Genomic DNA, 21,897 nt, shown 5'->3' on the forward strand with positions numbered 1-21,897 from the left:
CTCCGACCACCCGCGCCGCCCCTCAGTGCCCATGGCACGAGGGGTTTTTTCGTGTCCGGCCCCGACCCCGGCCCAGCGTGACGCCGCTCCCGGACACGGGCACGGTGGCAACGCCACGCACGACGACCGACCGTCGCCGTCCGTGAACACGTCCGTGAACCACCCGTGAACCGTCCGTCAACGACGTCCCGTCCGCACCTCGCCGGCCCCGTCAAGGAAGACGACAGATGACCAGAGAGACCAGACAGATCACCGGAGCGCAGTCGCTCGTCCACTCGCTCGAGGCGGTCGGTGCCGACGTGGTCTTCGGCATTCCGGGCGGGGCGATCCTGCCCGCCTACGATCCGCTGTTCGACTCCACCCGGGTCCGGCACGTGCTCGTCCGGCACGAGCAGGGCGCGGGGCACGCCGCCGAGGGGTATGCCCAGGCCACCGGGCGTGTCGGGGTCTGCATGGCGACGTCCGGGCCGGGCGCGACGAACCTCGTGACGCCGATCGCGGACGCCTACATGGACTCGGTGCCCATCGTCGCCATCACCGGCCAGGTGCCGAGCGCGGCCATCGGCACCGACGCCTTCCAGGAAGCCGACATCTGCGGCATCACCCTGCCGATCACCAAGCACAACTTCCTGGTGCAGTCGGTGGACGACATCCCGCGCACGATCGCCGAGGCGTTCCACATCGCCTCGACCGGGCGCCCAGGCCCGGTGCTGGTGGACCTGCCGAAGGACATCCTGCAGGCGGTCACCTCGGTGCTGCCGCACGAGGTCTGGCCGCCCACGCTCGACCTGCCCGGCTACCGCCCGGTCACCCGGCCGCACGCCAAGCAGATCCGCGAGGCGGCCAAGATGATCAGCGCGGCGCGCCGGCCGGTGCTCTACGTGGGCGGGGGCGTCCTGAAGGCCCGCGCCGCCGCCGAGCTGCGGGCGCTCGCCGAGCTCACCGGCATCCCGGTGGTCACCACGCTGATGGCCCGCGGCGCGTTCCCCGACTCGCACCCGCAGCACCTGGGCATGCCCGGGATGCACGGCTCGGTCGCCGCGGTCACCGCGATGCAGAAGGCCGACCTGCTGATCACCCTGGGGGCCAGGTTCGACGACCGGGTCACCGGCAAGCTGTCGTCGTTCGCGCCCGGCGCGGCCGTCATCCACGCCGACATCGATCCGGCCGAGATCGGCAAGAACCGGATCGCCGACGTGCCGATCGTGGGCGACTGCCGGGAGGTCATCGTCGACCTGACCGCGGCGCTGCGCACCGAGGAGCGCCCCGACCTGGAGGGCTGGTGGCGGTCGCTGGACCGGTGGCGCAGGACCTACCCGCTCGGCTACGACCAGCCCGCCGACGGCTCGCTCGCCCCGCAGCAGGTCATCGAGCGGATCGGCCGGATCTCCGGCCCGGAGACCGTGTTCGCGGCCGGGGTGGGGCAGCATCAGATGTGGGCCGCCCAGTTCATCTCCTACGAGAACCCCTACACCTGGCTGAACTCCGGTGGCGCCGGAACGATGGGCTACGCCGTGCCGGCGGCGATGGGGGCCAAGGTCGGCCGCCCGGAGGCCACCGTGTGGGCGATCGACGGTGACGGCTGCTTCCAGATGACCAACCAGGAGCTCGCCACCTGCGCCCTGGAGGGCATCCCGATCAAGGTCGCGGTCATCAACAACGGGTCGCTGGGCATGGTCCGGCAGTGGCAGACGCTGTTCTACGACAAGCGCTACTCGAACACCGACCTGGGCACCCACCCGGTGTCGGCGCGCACCGGGGTGACCCGGGTCCCCGACTTCGTGCGCCTCGCCGAGGCGCTGGGCTGCGTCGGCCTGCGCTGTGAGACGCCCGCGGACGTGGACGCCACGATCGAGAAGGCGATGAGCATCGACGACGCCCCGGTCGTGGTCGACTTCGTGGTCCACCCCGACGCGATGGTGTGGCCGATGGTGGCCGCGGGCTCCAGCAACGACGAGATCCGGGTCGCCCGCGACATCGCCCCCGACTTCGACTACTCCGGCGACGCGGAGGTCAACCTGTGACCCGGCACACCCTCTCGGTGCTCGTCGAGAACAAGCCCGGCGTCCTGGCCCGGGTGTCCGGCCTGTTCTCCCGGCGCGGCTTCAACATCGAGTCGCTCGCCGTCGGCCCGACCGAGCACGCGGACGTCTCCCGGATGACGATCGTCGTCGCGGTGGAGGACCTGCCGCTGGAGCAGGTCACCAAGCAGCTCAACAAGCTGGTGAACGTGCTGAAGATCGTGGAGATGGACACCGCCGTCTCCGTGCAGCGCGAGCTGATGCTGGTCAAGGTGCGGGCCGACCTCGCGGTCCGCTCCCAGGTGCTCGAGACCGTCCAGCTCTTCCGCGCCAAGGTCGTCGACGTCGCCCCCGACGCGGTCACGATCGAGGCCACCGGTACCCGTGACAAGCTGGACGCGCTGATCCGCATGCTGGAGCCCTTCGGGATCCGCGAGCTGGTCCAGTCCGGCATGGTCGCGCTCGGCCGCGGATCGCGGTCGATCACCGATCGCAGTCTGCGCGCCGTCGAGCGCTCGGCCTGACCCACCCCACATTTCAGTTCCGACTAGGAGAGATTCAGCAACGATGGTCGAGATCTACTACGACGACGACGCCAACCTCGACAACCTGGCCGACCGCAAGGTGGCCGTGATCGGCTTCGGCAGCCAGGGGCACGCGCACGCGCTGAACCTGCGCGACAGCGGGGTCGACGTCCGGGTCGGCCTGCCGGAGACGAGCACCAGCCGGGCCAAGGCGCAGGAGCAGGGCCTGCGGGTGGTGACCCCGGCGGAGGCGTCCGCCGAGGCCGACATCATCATGATCCTCACGCCGGACACGACCCACCGCAAGATCTACGCCGAGTCGATCGCGCCGCACCTCACCCCGGGCAAGGCGCTGGCGTTCGGGCACGGGCTCAACATCCGGTACGGGCTCATCGAGCCGCCGGCCGGCGTCGACGTCTTCATGGTCGCCCCCAAGGGTCCGGGCCACCTGGTCCGCCGGGTGTTCGTCGAGGGCAAGGGCGTGCCGGTGCTCGTCGCCGTCGAGGCCGACGCCACCGGCAAGGCGCTCGACATCGCGCTCGCCTACGCGAAGGGCATCGGCGGCACCCGGGCCGGCGCGCTGCGCACCACCTTCACCGAGGAGACCGAGACCGACCTGTTCGGCGAGCAGGCGGTGCTCTGCGGCGGCGCCAGCGCGCTGGTCCAGGCCGGTTTCGAGACGCTGGTCGAGGCGGGCTACACCCCCGAGGTCGCGTACTTCGAGTGCCTGCACGAGCTGAAGCTGATCGTCGACCTCATGTACGAGGGCGGCATCTCGCAGATGCGCTACTCCATCTCGGACACCGCCGAGTACGGCGACGTCACCCGCGGCCCGCGGGTGATCACCCCGGCGGTCAAGATCGAGATGCGCAGGATCCTCGACGAGATCCAGGACGGGACGTTCGCCCGTGAGTGGATCGCCGAGGACGACGCGGGCCGGCCCACGTTCACCAAGCTCGTCGAGGAGGGCAAGCAGCACCCGATCGAGCAGGTCGGGGCCAAGCTGCGCCCGATGATGTCCTGGATCGCGAAGGACTGAGGCGTGCCGGGCCGGGCGGCACGTGCCGCCCGGCCCGTCGGCGTGCGCCCGCTCCCGCCGCAGGTGAGAGCGGGCACACCCCTCGCGGCGCCCGAACGTGTCGAGGGCGTGTCTGTAGGCTGTACCCGCACCGAACCGCCCACCGATTCGACATCGTCGTCGTCCGCCCGGGCCGCGGCGCAGCGCGTCCATACCGCTGCGTCCTCCCCAGCGGTGGCCGGCGACGAGCGTGCTAGGAGCAGACCGTGCCCGTCGTACTCGTCGCCGAGGAACTCTCACCGGCCGGGCTGGAGGTCCTGTCCGGGGACTTCGAGATCCGCCATGTGGACGGGGCCGACCGGTCCGCCCTGCTGCCGGCGCTGGCGGACGTGGACGCGGTCCTCATCCGCTCGGCGACGAAGATCGACGCAGAGGCGCTCGCCGCCGCCCCGCGGCTGAAGGTCGTGGCCCGCGCCGGGATCGGCCTCGACAACGTCGATGTCCCCGCCGCCACCAGCCGCGGCGTCATGGTCGTGAACGCGCCGCAGTCGAACATCGTCAGCGCCGCCGAGCACGCCATCGCGCTGCTGCTCGCGGTCGCCCGCCGGGTCCCGGCCGCCCACGAGTCGCTCGTCGGCGGCGCGTGGAAGCGGTCGAAGTACGTCGGTGTCGAGCTGACGGAGAAGACCGCGGGCGTCGTCGGCCTCGGCCGCATCGGTGTGCTGGTGGCGCAGCGGCTGGCGGCCTTCGGCATGAAGGTCCTGGCCTACGACCCCTACGTGTCGGTGGCCCGGGCCTCGCAGCTCGGCGTGCGCCTGGTGGACCTCGACGAGCTGCTCACCTCCAGCGACGTCATCACGATCCACCTGCCGAAGACGCCGGAGACGCTGGGCCTCATCGGGGCCGACGAGCTGGCCCGGGTGAAGCCGGGCGTGATCATCGTCAACGCCGCCCGCGGCGGCCTGGTCGACGAGACCGCCCTGGCGGACGCGGTCCGCTCCGGCCGGGTCGGCGGCGCCGGGCTCGACGTGTACGTCAAGGAGCCGACGACCTCCTCGCCGCTGTTCGGGCTGGAGAACGTCGTCGTCACCCCGCACCTGGGCGCCTCGACGCAGGAGGCGCAGGACAAGGCGGGCCTGGCCGTGGCCCGTTCGGTGCGTCTCGCGCTCAGTGGCGAGTTCGTCCCGGACGCGGTGAACGTGCAGGCCGGCGGGGTCGTGGCCGAGGACGTCCGCCCCGGCCTGCCGCTGGCGGAGAAGCTGGGTCAGCTCTTCTCCGGGCTGGCCGCGGGGGTCGCCGCCGCGATCACCGTCGAGGTGCGCGGGGAGATCGCCGCGCACGACGTGTCCGTGCTGCAGCTCGCCGTCCTCAAGGGTGTCTTCACCGACATCGTCGAGGAGCAGGTCACCTACGTGAACGCGCCACTGATCGCCAAGGAGCGCGGCGTCGACGTGGCGCTGGAGACCTCCGAGGAGAGCCCCGACTACCGCAACCTCGTCACGGTCCGCGGCGTCCTGCCCGACGGGACGGCGGTGTCGGTCAGCGGGACACTCGTCGGCTCCCGCCAGGTCGAGAAGATCACCGCGATCGACGGGTTCGAGGTCGACCTGCGTCCCGAGGACCACCTGGCGTTCTTCCGCTACGAGGACCGGCCGGGCATCGTCGGGGCGGTCGGCGCGCTGCTGGGCGAGGCCCACATCAACATCGCCAACGCTCAGGTGAGCCGGCTCAGCGCCGGTGGCGAGGCCCTCATGTCGCTGTCCCTGGACGACGCGGTGGCGCCCGACATCCTGGCCGAGATCGCCAAGATCATCGGGGCCTCGTATGCCCGCGCGGTGAGCATCTCCGCGGGCTGAGTGCGCCGCGGTGCAGGTCGGAAGCCTGTACGGCGGGAATCTCCGCACTTGACCGGGGTCGTGGTGACTCGGCCCGGTGTGGGTGATCTTTAGCCGGAAGCGGCGCTCCCACGCGCTTGCTCGCGTTACCGTGGCAGACATGGCGGCACGGCACCCGGATCCGTTCGAGGACCTTCGGCTTGACGAGCGCTTCGTCCGGTCGGCCCGGTTTCTCGAGCCATCGGCCCGCGAGCGGGCCGGCCAGGCCGCCCGGACCCACGGCACCCGGTGCCAGGTGGTGCCCGCGCCCCGTGGGCTGCAGGGGTTCGTCCACCGGCTGTTCGTCGCGCCGCCGCGCCCGGCCCCGCGGACGCGGCGGCTCACCCGGGTGCTGGCGGTCGTCACGCTCGCCGTCGGGATGATCAGTCTGACGTTCGTGGCGTTGCGCCAGACCGCGGGCCGGGGCACGCCGGTGGCGACGGAACCACTGCCGGTCTCGCAGGTCAGCACGCCCGTCGGCGGTCCGGAGACGGCGAGCAGTGTCGGTGAGCTCGCCGGCGGCGCCACGGCCGCCGGCGGCGGGGGCGCGGGCGGCGCCGGGTTCTCGGCCAGCTCGCTCCCGCTCACCGTCGACCCCGCGGTCGGCGTGCCGGGGGGCTTCGACCTGGCACCCGAGCTGTTCGCCGCGATCCACAGGGGCGACTGCCTGGCCTGGTCGGCCCGCTCCGTGGCCCCGGTCACGCCGGTCCGCGTCGCCTGCGCGGCCCCGCACGTCGACGAGGTGACGAAGATCGTCGATCTCGGTGACCGCTTCGGTGACTGGCCCGGGACCGAGGTGCTGCACACCACGGCGCGCGATGTCTGCGCCGGGTCGATGCGCGAGTACGTCGGTGCCCTGGATGTGGCTCCGCACCATGTCGTCGGGTCGGTGCGGCCGGACGAGGCCAGCTGGGAGCGGGGCGTGCGCGCCGTGGTCTGCACCATCCGCTCGGACGACCTCGCCGCGCGCTCGGGGCGGTTCCTGGTGGCCGGCGCCGTCCGGAGCTGACCGCCGTGGTGGCGGCTGGGCCGTGTCGGTGGGCGGGCTGTGTCGGTGGGCGGGCTGTGCCGGCCGGTGGGCTGTGTCGGCGGGTGGTCGGTGCGAACCGGTAAACTGCCGTGGTGATGCGTGCGCTGCTTCTTCTTAGGTGCCGCGGCGGGGCCTGATCCGATCCGGCTGATCCGGGCGGATGGCTGGCTTCCCCGTCGCGGAGTTCTCGTGCGTCAGCGCCGGGTCCCGCTCGGCGGGGGATAACCGCCGGCTCTTCCGAGGAAGCAGGAGCAGTGATCACACCGCAGCAACCGTCCGGCATGCCCATCGAGAAGTACCGCCCGTTCCCGGCGGTCGCGCTGCCGGACCGCACCTGGCCCAACGCCACGATCACCAAGGCCCCGCGCTGGTGCAGCGTCGACCTGCGGGACGGCAACCAGGCCCTGATCGACCCGATGACGCCCTCGCGCAAGATGCAGTTGTTCGAGCTGCTGGTCGCGATGGGCTACAAGGAGATCGAGGTCGGCTTCCCGGCGGCGAGCCAGACCGACTTCGACTTCGTCCGTCAGCTGATCGAGGACGACCTGATCCCCGACGACGTGACGATCCAGGTGCTCACCCAGGCCCGCGAGGAGCTGATCGAGCGCACCGTCACCTCGCTGGTCGGCTCCCGCCGCGCCCTGATCCACCTGTACAACTCGACGTCCACCCTGCAGCGCCGGGTCGTGTTCGGCCTGGACCGGGCCGGCGTCACCGAGATCGCGGTGCAGGGCGCCCGCTGGTGCGCCCAGTACGCGGAGAAGCTGCTGGAGGGCACCGACGTCCGCTGGCAGTACAGCCCGGAGTCGTTCACCGGCACCGAGCTGGAGTACGCCCTGGAGGTCTGCGAGGCGGTGCTGGACGTCTGGGGGCCGACCCCGGACAACCCCGTCGTGCTGAACCTGCCGGCCACGGTCGAGATGTCGACGCCGAACGTGTACGCCGACCAGATCGAGTGGATGAGCCGCAACCTGACGCGGCGGGACTCGGTCGTGCTGTCGCTGCACCCGCACAACGACCGCGGCTGCGCGGTCGCCGCGGCGGAGCTGGGCGTCATGGCCGGCGCCGACCGGGTCGAGGGCTGCCTGTTCGGCAACGGCGAGCGCACCGGCAACGTCTGCCTGGTCACGCTGGGAATGAACCTGTTCTCCCAGGGCATCGATCCGATGATCGACCTCTCCGACATCGACGGCGTGCGCCGCACCGTGGAGTACTGCAACCAGCTGCCCGTGCACCCGCGCCACCCCTACGGCGGCGACCTCGTCTACACGGCCTTCTCCGGCTCCCACCAGGACGCCATCAAGAAGGGCTTCGAGGCGATGGAGCGGACCGGCCAGACGCTGTGGGAGGTCCCCTACCTGCCGATCGACCCCAAGGACGTCGGCCGCACGTACGAGGCCGTCATCCGGGTGAACAGCCAGTCCGGCAAGGGTGGCGTGGCGTACCTGATGAAGTCCGAGTACGCGCTGGACCTGCCCCGCCGGCTGCAGATCGAGTTCTCCGGCGTGGTCCAGAAGCTCACCGACGACGCCGGTGGCGAGGTCACCGCCGCCCAGCTCTGGGAGATCTTCACCCGCGAGTACCGCCCGGAGGGTGGAGACCCGGCGGCGTCGCTGGAGCTGCTGGGATCGCGGACGACCGCGGCGAGCGGCGAGCGGGACGAGGTGACCGTCTCGGTACGCCTGGACGGCACGGAGACTGCCATCACCGGCAGCGGCAACGGCCCGATCGACGCGTTCGTGGCCGCGCTGTCCGCGCGGGGCGTGCCGGTGCGGGTCCTCGACTACAACGAGCACGCGCTGGGTTCGGGCGCGGACGCCCGGGCCGCGGCCTACCTGGAGGTCGCGGTGGGGGAGACGGTGCTGTGGGGGGTCGGGATCGACCCGAACATCGTCACGGCCTCGCTGCGCGCGGTCGTCAGCGCCGTGAACCGGGCGTCCCGGGCCGGCTGAGCAGCGCACCGCCGGTGCGGGCGGGCGGGGATGACGCGCCGCCGGTCCGCACCGGCCAGACCGCGGCCACGGCGCCCGCCAGGCGGCCACGGCGCCCGCCACGGCCCGTGCCGTGGTGAGTCGTCGTGGGGGGCCGGTTCGGCGTTCCTGATGCCCTGCCGGACCTGGTCGACCAGCTCGGCGGGAACATCCGCCATCGCGTGGTCGACCCGGGCGTGGGTGTCGACCGCGCCGAGCAGTTCCTCCTCGGTGCCGGCGACGAAACGGGCCTGGCAGCCGGGGATGATCGCCCCGCAGTAGAACTCCTTCATGGCGGGTGGCCGCGCGATGCTCACCTCGCGGACCCGGGTGCCCGGGTCCCCGACGGGGCGCGGGCCCATCAGCGCCTGCGCCGTCCAGAACCGGTTCCGCCTCATGCGGCCGACAGATCCGCGAGACGCAGCATCAGGCGCTCCATCCGTACCAGGCCGAGAGGCCGGCCCATCTCGGTCACGATTATCACCGGGTCGAACCGGCAGCCGGCGGGCCGGGTCATCGCCCGGCGGGCGACCTCCGTCACGGGCTCGTTCGGGAGCGCGAACAGCGACGTGGGAATCCGCCGCGGCTCCCGCTCACCCGCGCCGCCGGCCAGCCGCACCGCGACGGGCCGGCACCGGTTGCTGACGATGATGGCACTCCCACCGTCGGAACCGTCGTCACCGGCACTGTGGTCTCCGAGAGTCTCATGATCCCCGGCGTGTTCGTCGCCCGGAGCGGGCGGGTGCCCGCAGGGCGGGCAGTCCGGGACCTGGCCGCAGCGCCCGAAGTCGCCGGTCGAGATCCGGACCGGTTCCATCAGGCTCACGATGTGCGAGGACTGGTCGGAGCTCGCGGAGAGCAGCCTGATCCGCCTGGCCACCGCCGGGTCGAGCTCCTGCCAGCGGGCGGCCGGCCGGCCGAGCAGGTAGCCCTGCCCGAGCGGAACGCCGAGAGCGACCAGCATGGTCAGTTCCTGGACGCGCTCCACGCCCTCGGCGATGACCCAGCCGTTGAGACGGCTGGCGAATCCGCCGACCAGCTCGGTGAGCGCGATCTTCACCTGATCGTCGTCGATGTTCGCGACCAGCGACGCGTCGAGTTTCACGAAATCCGGCCGGATGTGGGTGAGCTGACGCAGACCCGCATAGCCCGAACCGACATCGTCCATGGCGAGGAACGCGCCGTGGTCCCGCAGCTCCTGCGAGGTCGCCCGCAGACCGGTCGCGCGTTCGATGTCGACGGCCTCGTTCAGCTCGAGAACGATGCGGGAGAGATCGGCGCCCCGCCAGACCGCCGCCACCTCGGGGGAGGAAAGGAGATGCGGGAACACGTTGACGGCGAGAAAACAACGCTCCGGAAGATGATCGCGGGCGGCGAGCGCCCTGCGCAGGACCCGGGCCTCGAGCTCGGCCGCACAGCCGCGCCGGTCCGCCTCGCCGAAGACGAGATGGGGCGCGTCGCGGGGGTCGGGGCCGAAGCGGGCCAGCGCCTCGTAGCCGGCCGTCACGCCGCGGCGCAGGTCCACGATTGGCTGGAAGACAAGGGCCGGTGCGTCGGGGTCGGCCAGGATGCGGTCGAGGTTCGGCCGGGCGGGAACCTGGCGGTGTCCGTCGGTGGGCCGGGACCCGTCCGTGGGGCGAGCCTCGTCGGTGGGCCGGGACCCGTCCGGCTCGTCCGCCCGGCCCTGACCGGCGGGTTCACGCGGCCCCGACGGGTCGGCCTCGGCCGGGCGCCTGATGGTCGACTGTTGGGAAACCATGCGCCGTGCACCCCCTACGTGTCGCCGCACGCCGCATCGTCGATGTTGTTGATTTCTTATCACTTTTTCGACGCTTCGGGCGCGGTTGGGGGCCGGAGTTGTGGCACTGTTCGAGTGCGTGGTCCGAATTTTGTCTGCCGCGTATTTATCGTGGCCAGGGCGATTGTGGGGCGGTTGAGGTGGCGGCACCTTTGTCTGCTGCCGCTTACGTCAACGCGCGATGCGTCGCGGTATGTCGTCTCCTGGTTCAGTGGAATGGCGACCCACGGCGGCCGGTGGGCGCGCCCCGCCGGCGGCGGCCCCGGCGCGACGAGGCCGGGCGATCGCGACGAGGCCGGTGGGTGTGGCGGGCCCGGCGGGCGCGAGCGGGCGTCCGGCCTGGTAGCGCCCGGGGCGGGTGCGCCGGGCGTCCACGCCGAGCGGACTAAAGTCGAGCACCATGAGGCTTGCGGTCATTGGTGGCGACGGAATCGGCCCGGAAGTGGTCGCGGAGGGGCTGCGCGTGCTGCGTGCCGTGCATCCCAAGGTGGAGACCACCGACTACGACCTGGGCGCGCGGCGCTGGCACGAGACCGGCGAGACCCTGCCCGACAGTGTCCTGGCGGAGCTGCGCGGGCACGACGCGATCCTGCTGGGCGCCGTCGGCGACCCCGGGGTGCCCAGCGGCGTCCTGGAGCGTGGGCTGCTGCTGCGGCTGCGGTTCGAGCTGGACCACCACGTCAACCTGCGGCCGGTCCGGCTGTACCCCGGAGTGACCTCACCGCTCGCCGGTGACCCCGCCATCGACATGATCGTGGTGCGGGAGGGGACGGAGGGCCCCTACGCCGGCGCCGGCGGCACCCTGCGGCGCGGGACGCCGCAGGAGGTGGCCACCGAGGAGAGCCTGAACACGCGGTTCGGGGTCGAGCGGGTGGTGCGCGACGCCTTCGCGCGGGCGAGCCGGCGGCCCCGCGCCCACCTCACCCTGGTGCACAAGAACAACGTGCTGACCAAGTCGGGTGACCTGTGGGTTCGCACCTTCACCGAGGTCGGCGCCGAGTTCCCCGGCGTGAGCGTCGACTACCAGCACGTGGACGCCGCCTCGATGTTCTTCGTGACCGACCCCGCCCGGTTCGACGTCGTGGTCACCGACAACATGTTCGGTGACATCCTGACCGACATCGGTGCCGCGATCACCGGTGGCATCGGGCTCGCCGCCAGTGGGAACCTCGACCCCTCGGGCGCGAACCCGAGCATGTTCGAGCCGGTCCACGGCAGCGCCCCCGACATCGCCGGCCAGGGCCTGGCGGACCCGACCGCGACGGTCTCCTCGGTCGCGATGCTGCTGGACCACCTCGGCCACGCCGACGAGGCGGCCCGGGTGGAGGGCGCGGTGGCCGCCTCGCTGGCCGCCCGCGCCGCGGCCGGCGCCGGCGGTGCCCGCCGCTCCACCCGCGAGATCGGCGACGACCTGGCCGCCCGCGCGGCCGGCTGAGCCGCCCGGCCCCACTGCCGCCCGGCTCCACTCCGGCGTCCCGGTCCGGCGTGCCCGACCGGGACGCCGGTCCGGTTGGCCGCGCGGGCGGGAATCACCGCGCGGCCGGCGAGCCGGGGAGGGCGCCGCGGTGCGGCCCGCCGATTCGTCGTCCGTTTCCCGTCCGGTCATCCGGCGGCTATTCTTCGGTGAAGCCGTAGATCCGGTACGACGGCAGCCGACAGGGCCCGACCACGGCGACGATCGGCGGTTTCGTCCTCTCTGACCGTTCGTTTCTGACCGTCCGTCACGGCGTCGGTCAGTGACATCGTGCCGGCACGCCGGCCCGCCGGTCGAAGCAGCGTTCGCGTACCGCGGCGCCCGCCAGCCCGCACGTCCCCCTGACGCAGCCCGTCCTGGAGTCATCATGGCCATCACGCCCACCTCGAAGATCTGGATGAGCGGCGAGTTCGTCGACTGGGACGACGCCCGCATCCACGTGCTCAACCCGACCCTGCACTACGGCTGGGGCGTGTTCGAGGGCATCCGCGCCTACTCGACGCCCGAGGGCAGCGCGGTCTTCCGGCTGACCGACCACATCGCCCGCCTGTACCGCAGCGCGAAGATCTACCTGATGGAGCCGACCTTCACGCCGGAGGAGCTCGTCCAGGCGACGAAGGAGACCATCGCGGTCAACGACGTCGAGGAGTGCTACATCCGGCCGCTGATCTACCTCGGGTACGGCGAGATGGGCCTCAATCCGCTCCCGTCCTCGATCGAGGTCATGATCGCGGTCTGGCCCTGGGGCTCCTACCTGGGCGAGGACGCCGAGCGCAACGGGGCCCGGGCGACCATCTCGACCTGGCGCCGCAACGACTCGAACATCATCCCGCCGGCCGCGAAGGCGTCCGGCCAGTACCTCAACTCCTCGCTGGCCAAGGTCGCCGCGATCAAGGCCGGTTACGACGAGGCCATCATGACCAGCCCGAACGGCCACATCGCGGACGGCTCCGGGGAGAACGTCTTCATCGTCTCCGGCCGGCAGGTCATCACCCCGCCGCTCAGCGACGGCCCGCTCGGCGGCATCACCCGCGCCTCCGTCATGCAGATCGCCGCGGACCAGGGTTACGAGGTGCGCGAGCAGCACATCGTGCGCACCGACCTCTACCTCGCCGACGAGGCGTTCTTCACCGGCACCGCCGCCGAGATCGTTCCCATCTCCGAGGTGGACGACCGGCGGATCGGCGCGGGCCGGCCCGGCCCGGTCACCCGGGAGATCCTCGACCTCTTCCACCAGGCCACCCACGGCGAGGTCGACCGCTACAAGGACTGGAACGAGCTCGTCCGCTGACCTCCCGGCCGGCGGCGGGCCGACATCGTGACCACGCCGCCGCGTGTGCCCTGGCCAACCCGACCTTGGACGCCTACCGTCTCCTGTAGTCGTTTCACGAGTGCACAAGCGTCCGGAGTCGGAGTTCGGGAGGACGTCATGCGGGTTTCGGAGGGCACGCGGGTCTCGGGGGAAATGAGTGGTCCGGCGGGCCTGGGCGCCGCCGTGGGCCTGAGCGTCTCGGAGGGCATGAGCGCGCTGGTCCTCGTCGTCGGGCCCGGGCACACCCTGCGCCAGGCGGCCCGGCTGATGGCCGCCCGGCACGTGGGCGCCGCCGTCGTGCTCGACGGCGACGGCCAGGGGTTCGGGATCCTCACCGAACGCGACGTCCTGCGGGCGATCGCGGCCGACCAGGATCCGGACGTCGAGGTGGTGGGTGACCATCTCACCCGGGACGTGGTGGTCGCCGCTCCCGACTGGTCACTCGACGAGGCCGCCGCGGTGATGTTGCGCGGCGGGTTCCGGCACCTCGTGGTCACCACCGGAGCCGAGGTCGAGGGTGTCCTCTCGATGCGTGACGTGGTGCGCTGCTGGAGTCGGCAGCGGGTGTCGGCCTGACGTGTCGGGAGTGGCGGATATGACCAGTCGTGACTATTTGGTCACGGTTTTGCGGTGAACGTGTCGGCTCCGGGATCTGCGGCACACGAGACCGCCGGGCGGCGCTACGTTCACGGCATGCACGACACTGAGGCGGTCACGCTGCTGCGGGCGACCACGCTGCTGAAGGAGCTCGACGAGGAGGACCTGCTGCGGCTGGCCAGCCGGTCCGTGACCCGGCGCTTCCGCCGGGGCCAGGTCGTTTTCACCGAGGGGGAGCCGGCCGACACCCTCCTCGTCGTCGCGTCCGGGCGACTCAAGATCCTCACCAAGGCCGACGACGGGCGCGACCACGTGCTCAACATCGCCGGCCCGCGGGAGACGCTGGGCGAGCTCAACATCGTCGAGGCCGGCACGAGGTCCGCGAGCGTCGAGGCGCTGGAGCCGAGCACCGCCCTGGTGCTCGAGCGCAGCGCCGTGTGGGAGCTCGTCCGGGAGCGCCCGGCGGTCGCCGAGCAGCTCATCCGCGCGCTGGTGGCGCATGTGCGCCGCCTCACCGGGGCGAACGCGGACCTGGTCTTCCTCGACCTGCCGCGCCGGGTCGCGAAGCTGTTGCTGATGCGGATGCGTGAGGCCGGTCGGCCGGTCATCGAGCTGGGCCTGACCCAGACCGAGATCGCGTCGCTGCTCGGCGGCTCACGCCAGTCGGTCAACCAGGCGCTGCGCGAGTTCGAGCGGCGGGCGTGGATCCTGTCCGAAGGCCAGACGATCACGATCATGCAGGTCGACCGCCTCCACCGGTTCGCGGGCGACTGACTCCACGGTGACTTCACGGCGGGCGCGCATGGCACTCGCCACACTTGCCACGTGTCCAGTGTGTTACATCGTAAGGTGGGACGCTGGCGGCGAACCCGTCCCCGTCGCGCGCTCCGGTCACTGACCAGGCAGACCGGGCGCGTGACGGCCAGACACGGTTCCAGCGAGAGGTCCATCGTGGTTCACGACACCCCAGCTCCGTCCGGTTCGGCCCCGCTCGGTTCAGCTCCGCTCGGCGCTGTCGAAGGGCTCCCGTTCGACCGGGAGTCGCTGCACATCTACGACACCACGCTGCGCGACGGCACCCAGCAGGAAGGCCTGTCGCTGTCGGTCGCCGACAAGCTGGCGGTCGCCCGGCACCTCGACGACCTGGGTGTCGGCTTCATCGAGGGCGGCTGGCCCGGCTCGAATCCGAAGGACGCCGAGTTCTTCCGGCGGGCCCGTACCGAGCTCGACCTCAACGGCGCGCTGCTGACCGCGTTCGGGTCCACCCGGCGGGCCAGCAAGGCCGTCGCCGACGACTCCCAGGTCGCCGCGCTGCGCGACGCCGGCACCTCCGTGGTCTGCCTGGTCGCCAAGGCCGACCGCCGGCACGTCGAGCGCGCGCTGCGGACCACCCCCGCCGAGAACCTCGCGATGATCCGGGACACCGTCCGGCACCTGACGAACGAGGGCAAGCGGGTCTTCGTCGACGCCGAGCACTTCTTCGACGGCCACCGCGCAGACGAGGCCTACGCGCTGGAGATGGTGCGCACCGCCGCCGAGGCCGGCGCCGAGGTGATCGTGCTGTGTGACACCAACGGCGGCATGCTGCCGACCCGGATCGGTGACGTCGTGGCGGCCACGCTCGCCAGCACCGGAGCGCGCCTGGGTATCCACACCCACGACGACGCCGCCTGCGCAGTCGCGAACAGCCTGGTGGCGATCGAGGCCGGGGCCACCCACGTCCAGGGGACCGCCAACGGCTACGGCGAGCGCTGCGGCAACGCCAACCTGTTCAGCGTCGTCGCCGGCCTGGAGACCAAGCTGGGCCGCCAGGTGCTGCCGGCCGGGCGGCTGCGTGAGCTCGTGCGGGTCTCGCACGCCATCGACGAGGTCACCAACTCGACCCCGAGCACGCACCGGCCCTACGTCGGCGCCAGCGCCTTCGCGCACAAGGCGGGCCTGCACGCCAGCGCCGTCAAGATCGACCCCGACATGTACCAGCACATCGACCCGGCCGCCGTCGGCAACGACATGCGGATGCTCGTCTCCGAGCTGGCCGGCCGCGCGACCCTCGAGCTCAAGGGCCGCGAGCTCGGCCTGGACCTCTCCGGGGAGCGCGAGGCGCTCGGCCGGGTGCTGGAGATGGTCAAGGACCGGGAGGCCGCGGGCTACGCCTACGAGGCCGCCGAGGCATCCTTCGAGCTCATGCTGCTGGACGAGGTCTCGGGCCGGGAGCGGTTCTTCACCCTGGAGTCCTGGCGGGTCATCGTCGAGCAGCGCTCCGGTGACGAGGTCGTCAGCGAGGCCACGGTGAAGCTCACCTCCCACGGTGAGCGGCACGTGTCGACGGCGGAGGGCAACGGGCCCGTCAACGCGCTCGACACCGCCCTGCGCAAGGCGCTGGAGAAGGCCTACCCGGGCCTGGCCGACCTCGACCTGGTCGACTACAAGGTCCGCATCCTCGACGGCCGGCAGGGCACTGGCGCGGTCACCCGCGTCCTGGTGGAGACCAGCGACGGCCGCGGCCGCTGGGACACCATCGGCGTCGACGAGAACATCATCGCCGCCTCCTGGGTGGCGCTGCAGGACGCCGTCACCTACGGCCTGCGCCGCCAGGGCGAGCGCCCCGACCCGGACGCCGTCTGACGGTCGGACCGGTCGGGGGCGTCCCCCGACTGGTCCCAGTCGGGGGACGCCCCCGACCGAGCCCACGGCGCCGCCTCTTCATCACCGGTCGATCTACACGGCCAACACGGCCCATGCGTTTCGGGCCTGTCCTGTCAAAGAATTCCCGGTTGACGCCAACGCCGCCCGGCCATCCTTTGGTGCCCGTTACGCTGGCCGCGACGCTTTCGGGCATCCCGGGCATCCGCCGCAGATGGCGGCGGGCGGGTTCGGGGGCTCCCCGGGGGCGACGGTGATGGGCGATCTCGGCTGCTGCGGCCGAGGAGAGGGGACGGCCGTGTCGCGGTGCCCGGCGGTTGAGCGCCCGACAGGGCGTGGCCGCTTTCGGGGAGGTCGGCGATGAGCCGCCGTTCCACCGGTGGTGTGGGCGGACGCCGGGGCGGCTCGCACCGCTCGTCGCCCGGAGTACCGGACATCGTGTGGGTCGACCCGCCGTCCGGGCGCCGTCGCCGCGCGGGCGGCCGTCGTCGTTCCACCGCGGGGCGCGCAGAGGCCACCGCGCGCATCGAGCTTCCAGCACCCGCCCAGCTTCCGGCACCCGTCGAGGTTCCGGTGCCCGCCCAGCTTCCGGCACCCGTCGAGGTTCCGGTGCCCGCCCAGGTTCCAGCGCCCGTCGAGGTTCCGGCGCGTGGCGAGGACCAGGCGTCGGACGACAGTTCTCCCGGGGCCACGCCGGCACCGGGGGGCGATGACCCCGAGCAGGACGTTCTCTACGGTCGGCCGTCCTCCGCCGAGCGGGCCGCGGCCCGCCGGGGCGGGACCGCCGCCGGCCGTCGGGTACGGCTGGGCCGGCGCCCCGCACCCGGTGCCTGGCCGGCGGGTGGAAACCGGTCACGCACCACGCGGAGCCGGACCGGAAGCCGGAGCCAGGGGCGGGACCGGAGGGCGTCCGCGAACGGGGCCTGGGCGTTGCCGAAGATCGCGCTCGCGGCGACAGCCCTCACGCTCGCCGTCACCGCGGTGGCCGGGCCGTCGTCCGAGGCCGTCGCCGCGAAACTCACCGGCCCTGTCAACGGGCGGGTGGACCAGACGGAGCTGCTTCCCGAGGGTGGCGCCGCCTTCGGGAGCGCGACCGTGGACGATCTCGCCGGTGTCGTGGGCGCCTCCGGGCAGGTCCGCCTGCCGGTGCGAGCCGGCCTCGCCGCCGCGCCGGTCGCGAGCCGGTCGGCCGGATCCGGTGCCGACGCCTCCGCCGCCTCCACCACGCCGTCGACCGGCACCACGTCCGTGGGTTCGTCGGGCAGCGGTGCCGGCGGTGACGGCGCTGCCGACGGCACCGTCCGCAACGAGCCGCTCGCGACCCCGCCCGGCTCCAGCGAGGAGGCGTCGACCATCCCGGCCCGGGCCCTGGCCGCGTACACCGGCGCGGCCGACCGGGCCGTCGCCGAGTATCCGGGTTGCTACCTGCACTGGTCGGTCCTCGCCGGCATCGGCGCGATCGAGTCGGGCCACGGGCAGGGCGCGCGAACGGCCGGCGACGGCCGGGTCACCCCCACCGTCGTCGGCCCGCGCCTCGACGGCTCGCCCGGAATGTTCCGCATCCGTGACACCGACGACGGCTGGCTCGACGGTGACACCGTCTGGGACCGGGCGGTCGGTCCCATGCAGTTCACACCGTCCATGTGGCGCTGGATCGGGCGCGACGCCGACGGCGACGGCCGCGCGGACCCCAACGACTTCGACGACGCCGCCCTGACCGCGGCCGATCGGCTCTGCCAGGCCGGGGGTGACCTGCGCATACCCGAGAACGTGCTCGCCGCGGTGCGCTCCTACAACCCCTCCGAGGCCTACATCCGCTCCGTGCTCGGCTGGGCGGCCTGGTACGCCGTCGGACCGACCGTCGTCGGCAGTCTGGGCACCGTGCCGACCGGCGCGGCGGGCGACGGCGCGACCGGGGGCGACGGCGGCGACCCGGCCACCGAGGCACTGGCGACCGACCAGCCCTTCCAGGTCACCACCCTCGTCCCGCTGCCGGGTTCGTCCGACGGCCCGTGCGTGGCACCCGTGATCGACCAGGCCTCGATCGGCGCGGGCGGCGTCGGAGGGGACGTCGTGACCGAATCGGAATACGAGTCGCTGGAGGTCCGCGCCCGGGTGGGTGGCACCGCCGAGCGGACGGTGACCATCGAGCTCACCCTGCTGGACCGGACCGGCGCGACGGTGGCGACCGGGGTGAGCGCGCGGGCGCTGCCCGGCGGCGACGGCGTCGTGCCGCTGGGCCGGCTCGACGGGCTGGCGATCGGGCGGGCCACCGGCCGCGGCCCCTTCGACGTGCGGGTCCGGATCCAGCCGTCCGGCCAGGACTGCCAGCCGGCGCAGGCCACCGCACAGGTCGGCAACGTCGATCCGGTGGACTTCGCCGGCGCGCCGTCCACGCTGGCCAGCCTCCGCCGGCGGCTGGAGACCTACCGGGACACCGGACGGATCACCCAGACGGCCGCGGCGGATCTGCTCGTCAGCCTGCCGGGCGGCGACGGCGGCCTGCAGGCCTCCGTGGAGCTCGTCCGGTTCCTCGACCGCCTCGCCGCGGCCATCCGGATCGGGGAGATCGCCGCCGACGCGGCCACGGGTCTCGGTGACGTCGCCGAAGCCCTGCAGTCCCAGCTGGACCCGCCGGCGAGCACCCCGCCCGTGGGCGGAACCCCCGCACCGGCCACGGGCGACGACGTCCCGCTGCCGTTCGACGTCGTCCCGCTGGCGCCCGGGACCTGACTGACCGGGACGCTGTGGCGGCCAGCCCGCCACAGCGTCCCGGCACCTCCACCCCGCCCCCGCCTGGTCGCTTGGAGTGACCGGTGCGGTGGTCGGGGCGCGCGTGCCCCCGTAACGTCGTCCGGCATGGGGGAGGGCGACGATGCTTCTGCGGACGATCCGAGGCCGTGTCGTGGACGAGCGCGCGCTGCGCGCCGAGCTGCGTGGATGGGCCGCCGAGGCCGCCGAGGCCGCCGGTGTTGTCGGGGGTGCCGAGGGTCTCGGGCCTGGTGGCGGGAGCCGCGCCGACCGGTTCGGCGTGACCGCTGGAATGGCCGGGGACGGCCTGTTCGTCGGCCTGTTACTCCTGCCCGGCGACACCGCGCGAGCAGTCCCGCACGGCACCCCGCACGGCACGCGGTGGCGGCGGCTGGGGCGATGGCTGTGCCCCGCCGTGGTCGTCGACCACCCGTGCGTCCAGGTCGTCGGGGAGATGGCCGTCGGGGAGGTGGCCCCGGAGCCCGGGGCCACGGAGGCGGGACGCCACCCCGGGCAGGCGTTGAACGCGGCGCGCTACGTCCGCGTCACCTGGGGGCGGACCGTCGACCGGAGCGCGCTGTGGGCGCTGCGGCGCCGCCTCGCCGACCGGCTGCCCGACGGCCGCCCCGACCTGCTGGGCCTGCTGTCGGCGGCCACCGCGGGCGGGGCGCTGGTCGAGGTCGCCTACCACGAGTCCGAGGAGCTGACCCACGCCGCCGATCGCGGTGATCCGGATCCGGAGGTGGCCGAGCTCCTCGACGAGGCGCGTGCGCTGGTCACGGTGTCCGGCACCGACGTCCTGCGCTCGCCGTGGCCGCACCTGCCCGCGCCGTGCGCCGATCCGCCCCAGGGCGGACGGGACGGCGTCGCGCCCACCCCGGACCGGGGCGGGCGGGAAAGGGCCGCGCCAGCGGCACTCGGGGCCGCCGGCACGACATCAGTTCACCGGACGGGGACGCTCCCCGCGTCTCAGTCCTCCTCCGGGATCTCCTCCCACCACTGGCACCACCAGTCGCCGCCGACGAGGATCCGCAGCTTCGGGTGCCAGCAGTAGGTGATGTCCTTGTCGGTGTCCAGGTAGTACAGGCAGTTGTCGCAGCGCTCATCGCCGTTCGGCTTACCGCGGAGGATGGCGTCCTCCGCGAGGTGGCCCAGCTTGACGCTGAGCTCCTCGTCGATCGGCTTGGGCTCGGGTGCGCCGACGTCGTAGACGGGGGTCGAGTCGATCTCGGTCACCGTTCTCCTTCCAGGTCGCTGGCGGGTCGTGCTGGGTCACGCCGTGTCCCGACCGGGGCGTCGACCCGTTTCCGGCAATCCTGCCTGATTCTCGGCTTCTCTTCGTCGTCCCGGTGAACCGGATCCGGCGGCCGGGCGGCCGAACGGCCGGGCGGTTCGGACCACAGTGCGGCCGGACGCCGCCGTGTGCCGGGACCCGGCCCGGATCCGGACGCACCGATCGCCGCGTTCGGTCGGTACGGTCGCGGAGTGCGCATAGCGAGGTACACCGACGGGTCCGAGCCGGCATTCGGAGTGGTGGAAGGCTCCGTGGCGGACGGAACCGCCATTGTTGCCGGGATCACACCGCATCCGTTCGCGCCCTTCACCTTCACCGGGGCGCGGCAACCGCTGGCGGAGGTACGCCTGCTGGCTCCCGTCCTGCCCAGCAAGATTCTCTGTATCGGGAAGAACTACGCCGACCACGCCCGGGAGATGGGCGGCGAGGCCCCGGCCAGCCCCGTGCTGTTCCTGAAGCCGTCGACGAGTGTGGCCGGCCCCGGGGACCCGATCGTGCTGCCGCCGGACAGCGAGCGGGTCGACTACGAGGGCGAACTGGCCGTCGTCATCGGCCGGCTCTGCCGTGACGTGCCGGTCGAACGGGCGTTGTCCGTCGTTCTCGGCTACACCTGCGCGAACGACGTGACCGCGCGCGACCAGCAGACGACGGACGGCCAGTGGACCCGCGCCAAGGGCCACGACACGTTCTGCCCGATCGGCCCCTGGATCGAGACGGACCTCGACCCGTCCGACCGGGTCATCCGGACGACGCTGGACGGCGAGGTCCGCCAGGACTCGCGGACCAAACTGCTTCTGCACGACGTTCCGGCGCTGGTGGCGTTCATGTCCCGGGCGATGACGCTGCTCCCGGGAGACGTCCTGCTCACCGGCACCCCGGCCGGAGTCGGCCCGATGCGCGCCGGCCAGACCGTGGCCGTCACGGTGGACGGCATCGGAACCCTGACAAACCCGGTGACCACCCGCTGACACCAGCCCACAACCCCACAACCCCCGCCAGCCCGCGGCGGCCCGGCCCACAGCTCCGGCTGTCGGCCGGGTCGAGGCGAGGGGGAGGGGGTTGTGGGGTTTGGGAGTGGGGGGCGATCGGGGCGGACGGGGCGACTCGCCCTGCGCGCACCCCCGTGTGGACCGGGGCCGCCGATGGGGTACAGTAGGCATCGCCCGCAAGGGCCCCATGGGGTATGGGGTAATTGGCAGCCCAACAGATTCTGGCTCTGTTAGTCTAGGTTCGAGTCCTGGTACCCCAGCTGCACCAGATGCACCGCGATGCTGTATATTGCAAGAGTCACAAACACAGACAGTCTTGGCCCCGTCGTCTAGCGGCCCAGGACGCCGCCCTCTCAAGGCGGTAGCGCCGGTTCGAATCCGGTCGGGGCTACGTTACGAATAATCGCAGCGCCAATCCTCCTGGGTTGGCGCTTTTGCGTTTTCATTGATTCAGCCCGTCCAACTCGCCTCCTGCTCCGGCCTGGGTCGGGTCCGGCGGGTGAGCGTTGACGGGCGTGCGCTTTCGAAGTCGGGGGAGCCCCGTAGCCGGGGGAGCACGGTGCCCTCCGCCCTGTCACGTCGGTGTGACGACTCCACCGGCT

At 72.5% G+C, this 21,897-nt stretch carries 15 protein-coding genes, 2 tRNA genes and 2 pseudogenes; 16 read left to right on the forward strand and 3 right to left on the reverse strand.

Annotated features, from left to right (window positions below):
• Positions 1 to 203: 203 nt before the first annotated feature.
• From B056_RS0124525 to leuA, 6 genes and pseudogenes are all read left to right on the forward strand, one after another.
• Positions 204 to 2,024: pseudogene (locus tag B056_RS0124525) on the forward strand (acetolactate synthase large subunit); the annotation flags it as partial.
• The gene (gene ilvN / locus B056_RS0124530; RefSeq protein ID WP_018504501.1) at positions 2,021 to 2,545 is read left to right on the forward strand and encodes an acetolactate synthase small subunit; all 525 of its coding nucleotides are present in this window, start codon (positions 2,021 to 2,023) and stop codon (positions 2,543 to 2,545) included. The pseudogene B056_RS0124525 and the gene ilvN, both read left to right, overlap by 4 nt.
• Positions 2,546 to 2,588: 43 nt before the next feature.
• Complete coding sequence (gene ilvC / locus B056_RS0124535; RefSeq protein WP_018504502.1) at positions 2,589 to 3,584, forward strand: ketol-acid reductoisomerase; 996 nt, start codon at positions 2,589 to 2,591, stop codon at positions 3,582 to 3,584.
• Positions 3,585 to 3,829: 245 nt separating this feature from the next.
• Complete coding sequence (gene serA / locus B056_RS0124540) at positions 3,830 to 5,419, forward strand: phosphoglycerate dehydrogenase (RefSeq protein ID WP_018504503.1); 1,590 nt, start codon at positions 3,830 to 3,832, stop codon at positions 5,417 to 5,419.
• Between the two features lie 139 nt (positions 5,420 to 5,558).
• Positions 5,559 to 6,446 carry a septum formation family protein gene (locus tag B056_RS0124545; protein ID WP_018504504.1) on the forward strand — a complete coding sequence of 296 codons (888 nt, stop codon included), beginning with the start codon at positions 5,559 to 5,561 and terminating at the stop codon, positions 6,444 to 6,446.
• 302 nt (positions 6,447 to 6,748) lie between these two features.
• Positions 6,749 to 8,419 (forward strand): 2-isopropylmalate synthase, encoded by a 1,671-nt coding sequence (gene leuA, locus B056_RS0124550; protein ID WP_018504505.1) that lies wholly within the window; start codon positions 6,749 to 6,751, stop codon positions 8,417 to 8,419.
• A gap of 155 nt (positions 8,420 to 8,574) precedes the next feature.
• Here leuA and B056_RS45820 read toward each other — a convergent pair.
• Positions 8,575 to 8,835, reverse strand: a pseudogene (locus tag B056_RS45820) (DUF1059 domain-containing protein); the annotation flags it as partial.
• On the reverse strand, positions 8,832 to 10,196 hold the full coding sequence (locus tag B056_RS0124560; RefSeq protein WP_018504507.1) for an EAL domain-containing protein: 1,365 nt from the start codon (positions 10,194 to 10,196) through the stop codon (positions 8,832 to 8,834). The gene B056_RS0124560 and the pseudogene B056_RS45820, both read right to left, overlap by 4 nt.
• Before the next feature lie 439 nt (positions 10,197 to 10,635).
• Between B056_RS0124560 and B056_RS0124565 the strand changes: the two genes are divergently transcribed.
• From B056_RS0124565 to B056_RS0124595, 7 genes are all read left to right on the forward strand, one after another.
• Positions 10,636 to 11,670, forward strand: a complete 1,035-nt coding sequence (locus tag B056_RS0124565; RefSeq protein ID WP_026240096.1) for a 3-isopropylmalate dehydrogenase — start codon at positions 10,636 to 10,638, stop codon at positions 11,668 to 11,670.
• A 406-nt stretch (positions 11,671 to 12,076) separates the two neighbouring features.
• Complete coding sequence (gene ilvE / locus B056_RS0124570; protein WP_018504509.1) at positions 12,077 to 13,000, forward strand: branched-chain-amino-acid transaminase; 924 nt, start codon at positions 12,077 to 12,079, stop codon at positions 12,998 to 13,000.
• 210 nt (positions 13,001 to 13,210) lie between these two features.
• The gene (locus tag B056_RS0124575; RefSeq protein ID WP_026240097.1) at positions 13,211 to 13,597 is read left to right on the forward strand and encodes a CBS domain-containing protein; all 387 of its coding nucleotides are present in this window, start codon (positions 13,211 to 13,213) and stop codon (positions 13,595 to 13,597) included.
• Between the two features lie 117 nt (positions 13,598 to 13,714).
• Entirely contained in the window at positions 13,715 to 14,392 is a 678-nt protein-coding gene (locus tag B056_RS0124580; RefSeq protein WP_020572688.1) for a Crp/Fnr family transcriptional regulator, read from the forward strand.
• A gap of 177 nt (positions 14,393 to 14,569) precedes the next feature.
• The gene (gene cimA / locus B056_RS0124585; RefSeq protein ID WP_035752677.1) at positions 14,570 to 16,243 is read left to right on the forward strand and encodes a citramalate synthase; all 1,674 of its coding nucleotides are present in this window, start codon (positions 14,570 to 14,572) and stop codon (positions 16,241 to 16,243) included.
• Between the two features lie 378 nt (positions 16,244 to 16,621).
• Positions 16,622 to 18,994, forward strand: a complete 2,373-nt coding sequence (locus B056_RS0124590) for a murein transglycosylase (protein WP_026240100.1) — start codon at positions 16,622 to 16,624, stop codon at positions 18,992 to 18,994.
• A gap of 142 nt (positions 18,995 to 19,136) precedes the next feature.
• Positions 19,137 to 20,066: a hypothetical protein gene (locus B056_RS0124595; RefSeq protein ID WP_026240101.1), complete on the forward strand. Its 930-nt coding sequence runs from the start codon at positions 19,137 to 19,139 to the stop codon at positions 20,064 to 20,066.
• Here B056_RS0124595 and B056_RS0124600 read toward each other — a convergent pair.
• A complete protein-coding gene (locus B056_RS0124600) occupies positions 19,982 to 20,248 on the reverse strand; it encodes a hypothetical protein (protein WP_018504514.1) in 267 nt (88 codons plus the stop codon). The genes B056_RS0124595 and B056_RS0124600 overlap by 85 nt on opposite strands.
• Positions 20,249 to 20,497: 249 nt before the next feature.
• On the opposite strand from B056_RS0124600, the gene B056_RS0124605 reads away from it, so the two are divergent.
• From B056_RS0124605 to B056_RS0124615, 3 genes are all read left to right on the forward strand, one after another.
• The gene (locus tag B056_RS0124605; RefSeq protein ID WP_026240102.1) at positions 20,498 to 21,274 is read left to right on the forward strand and encodes a fumarylacetoacetate hydrolase family protein; all 777 of its coding nucleotides are present in this window, start codon (positions 20,498 to 20,500) and stop codon (positions 21,272 to 21,274) included.
• Positions 21,275 to 21,483: 209 nt separating this feature from the next.
• Positions 21,484 to 21,555 (forward strand) — tRNA-Gln (locus tag B056_RS0124610).
• 58 nt (positions 21,556 to 21,613) lie between these two features.
• Positions 21,614 to 21,686: transfer RNA gene (locus B056_RS0124615), tRNA-Glu, on the forward strand.
• The last annotated feature ends 211 nt before the right edge of the window (positions 21,687 to 21,897 follow it).

The sequence above is a fragment of the Parafrankia discariae genome, assembly GCF_000373365.1.
GTDB lineage: Bacteria > Actinomycetota > Actinomycetes > Frankiales > Frankiaceae > Parafrankia > Parafrankia discariae.

Excerpts from the sequence above, each read along its gene's own strand:
- B056_RS0124590 (WP_026240100.1), top strand. The coding sequence starts at position 16,622 with ATGAGCCGCCGTTCCACCGGTGGTGTGGGCGGACGCCGGGGCGGCTCG.
- B056_RS0124565 (WP_026240096.1), top strand. The coding sequence starts at position 10,636 with ATGAGGCTTGCGGTCATTGGTGGCGACGGAATCGGCCCGGAAGTGGTC.
- ilvE (WP_018504509.1), top strand. The coding sequence starts at position 12,077 with ATGGCCATCACGCCCACCTCGAAGATCTGGATGAGCGGCGAGTTCGTC.
- B056_RS0124580 (WP_020572688.1), top strand. The coding sequence starts at position 13,715 with ATGCACGACACTGAGGCGGTCACGCTGCTGCGGGCGACCACGCTGCTG.
- B056_RS0124560 (WP_018504507.1), bottom strand. The coding sequence starts at position 10,196 with ATGGTTTCCCAACAGTCGACCATCAGGCGCCCGGCCGAGGCCGACCCG.
- B056_RS0124545 (WP_018504504.1), top strand. The coding sequence starts at position 5,559 with ATGGCGGCACGGCACCCGGATCCGTTCGAGGACCTTCGGCTTGACGAG.
- leuA (WP_018504505.1), top strand. The coding sequence starts at position 6,749 with ATGCCCATCGAGAAGTACCGCCCGTTCCCGGCGGTCGCGCTGCCGGAC.
- B056_RS0124595 (WP_026240101.1), top strand. The coding sequence starts at position 19,137 with ATGCTTCTGCGGACGATCCGAGGCCGTGTCGTGGACGAGCGCGCGCTG.
- ilvC (WP_018504502.1), top strand. The coding sequence starts at position 2,589 with ATGGTCGAGATCTACTACGACGACGACGCCAACCTCGACAACCTGGCC.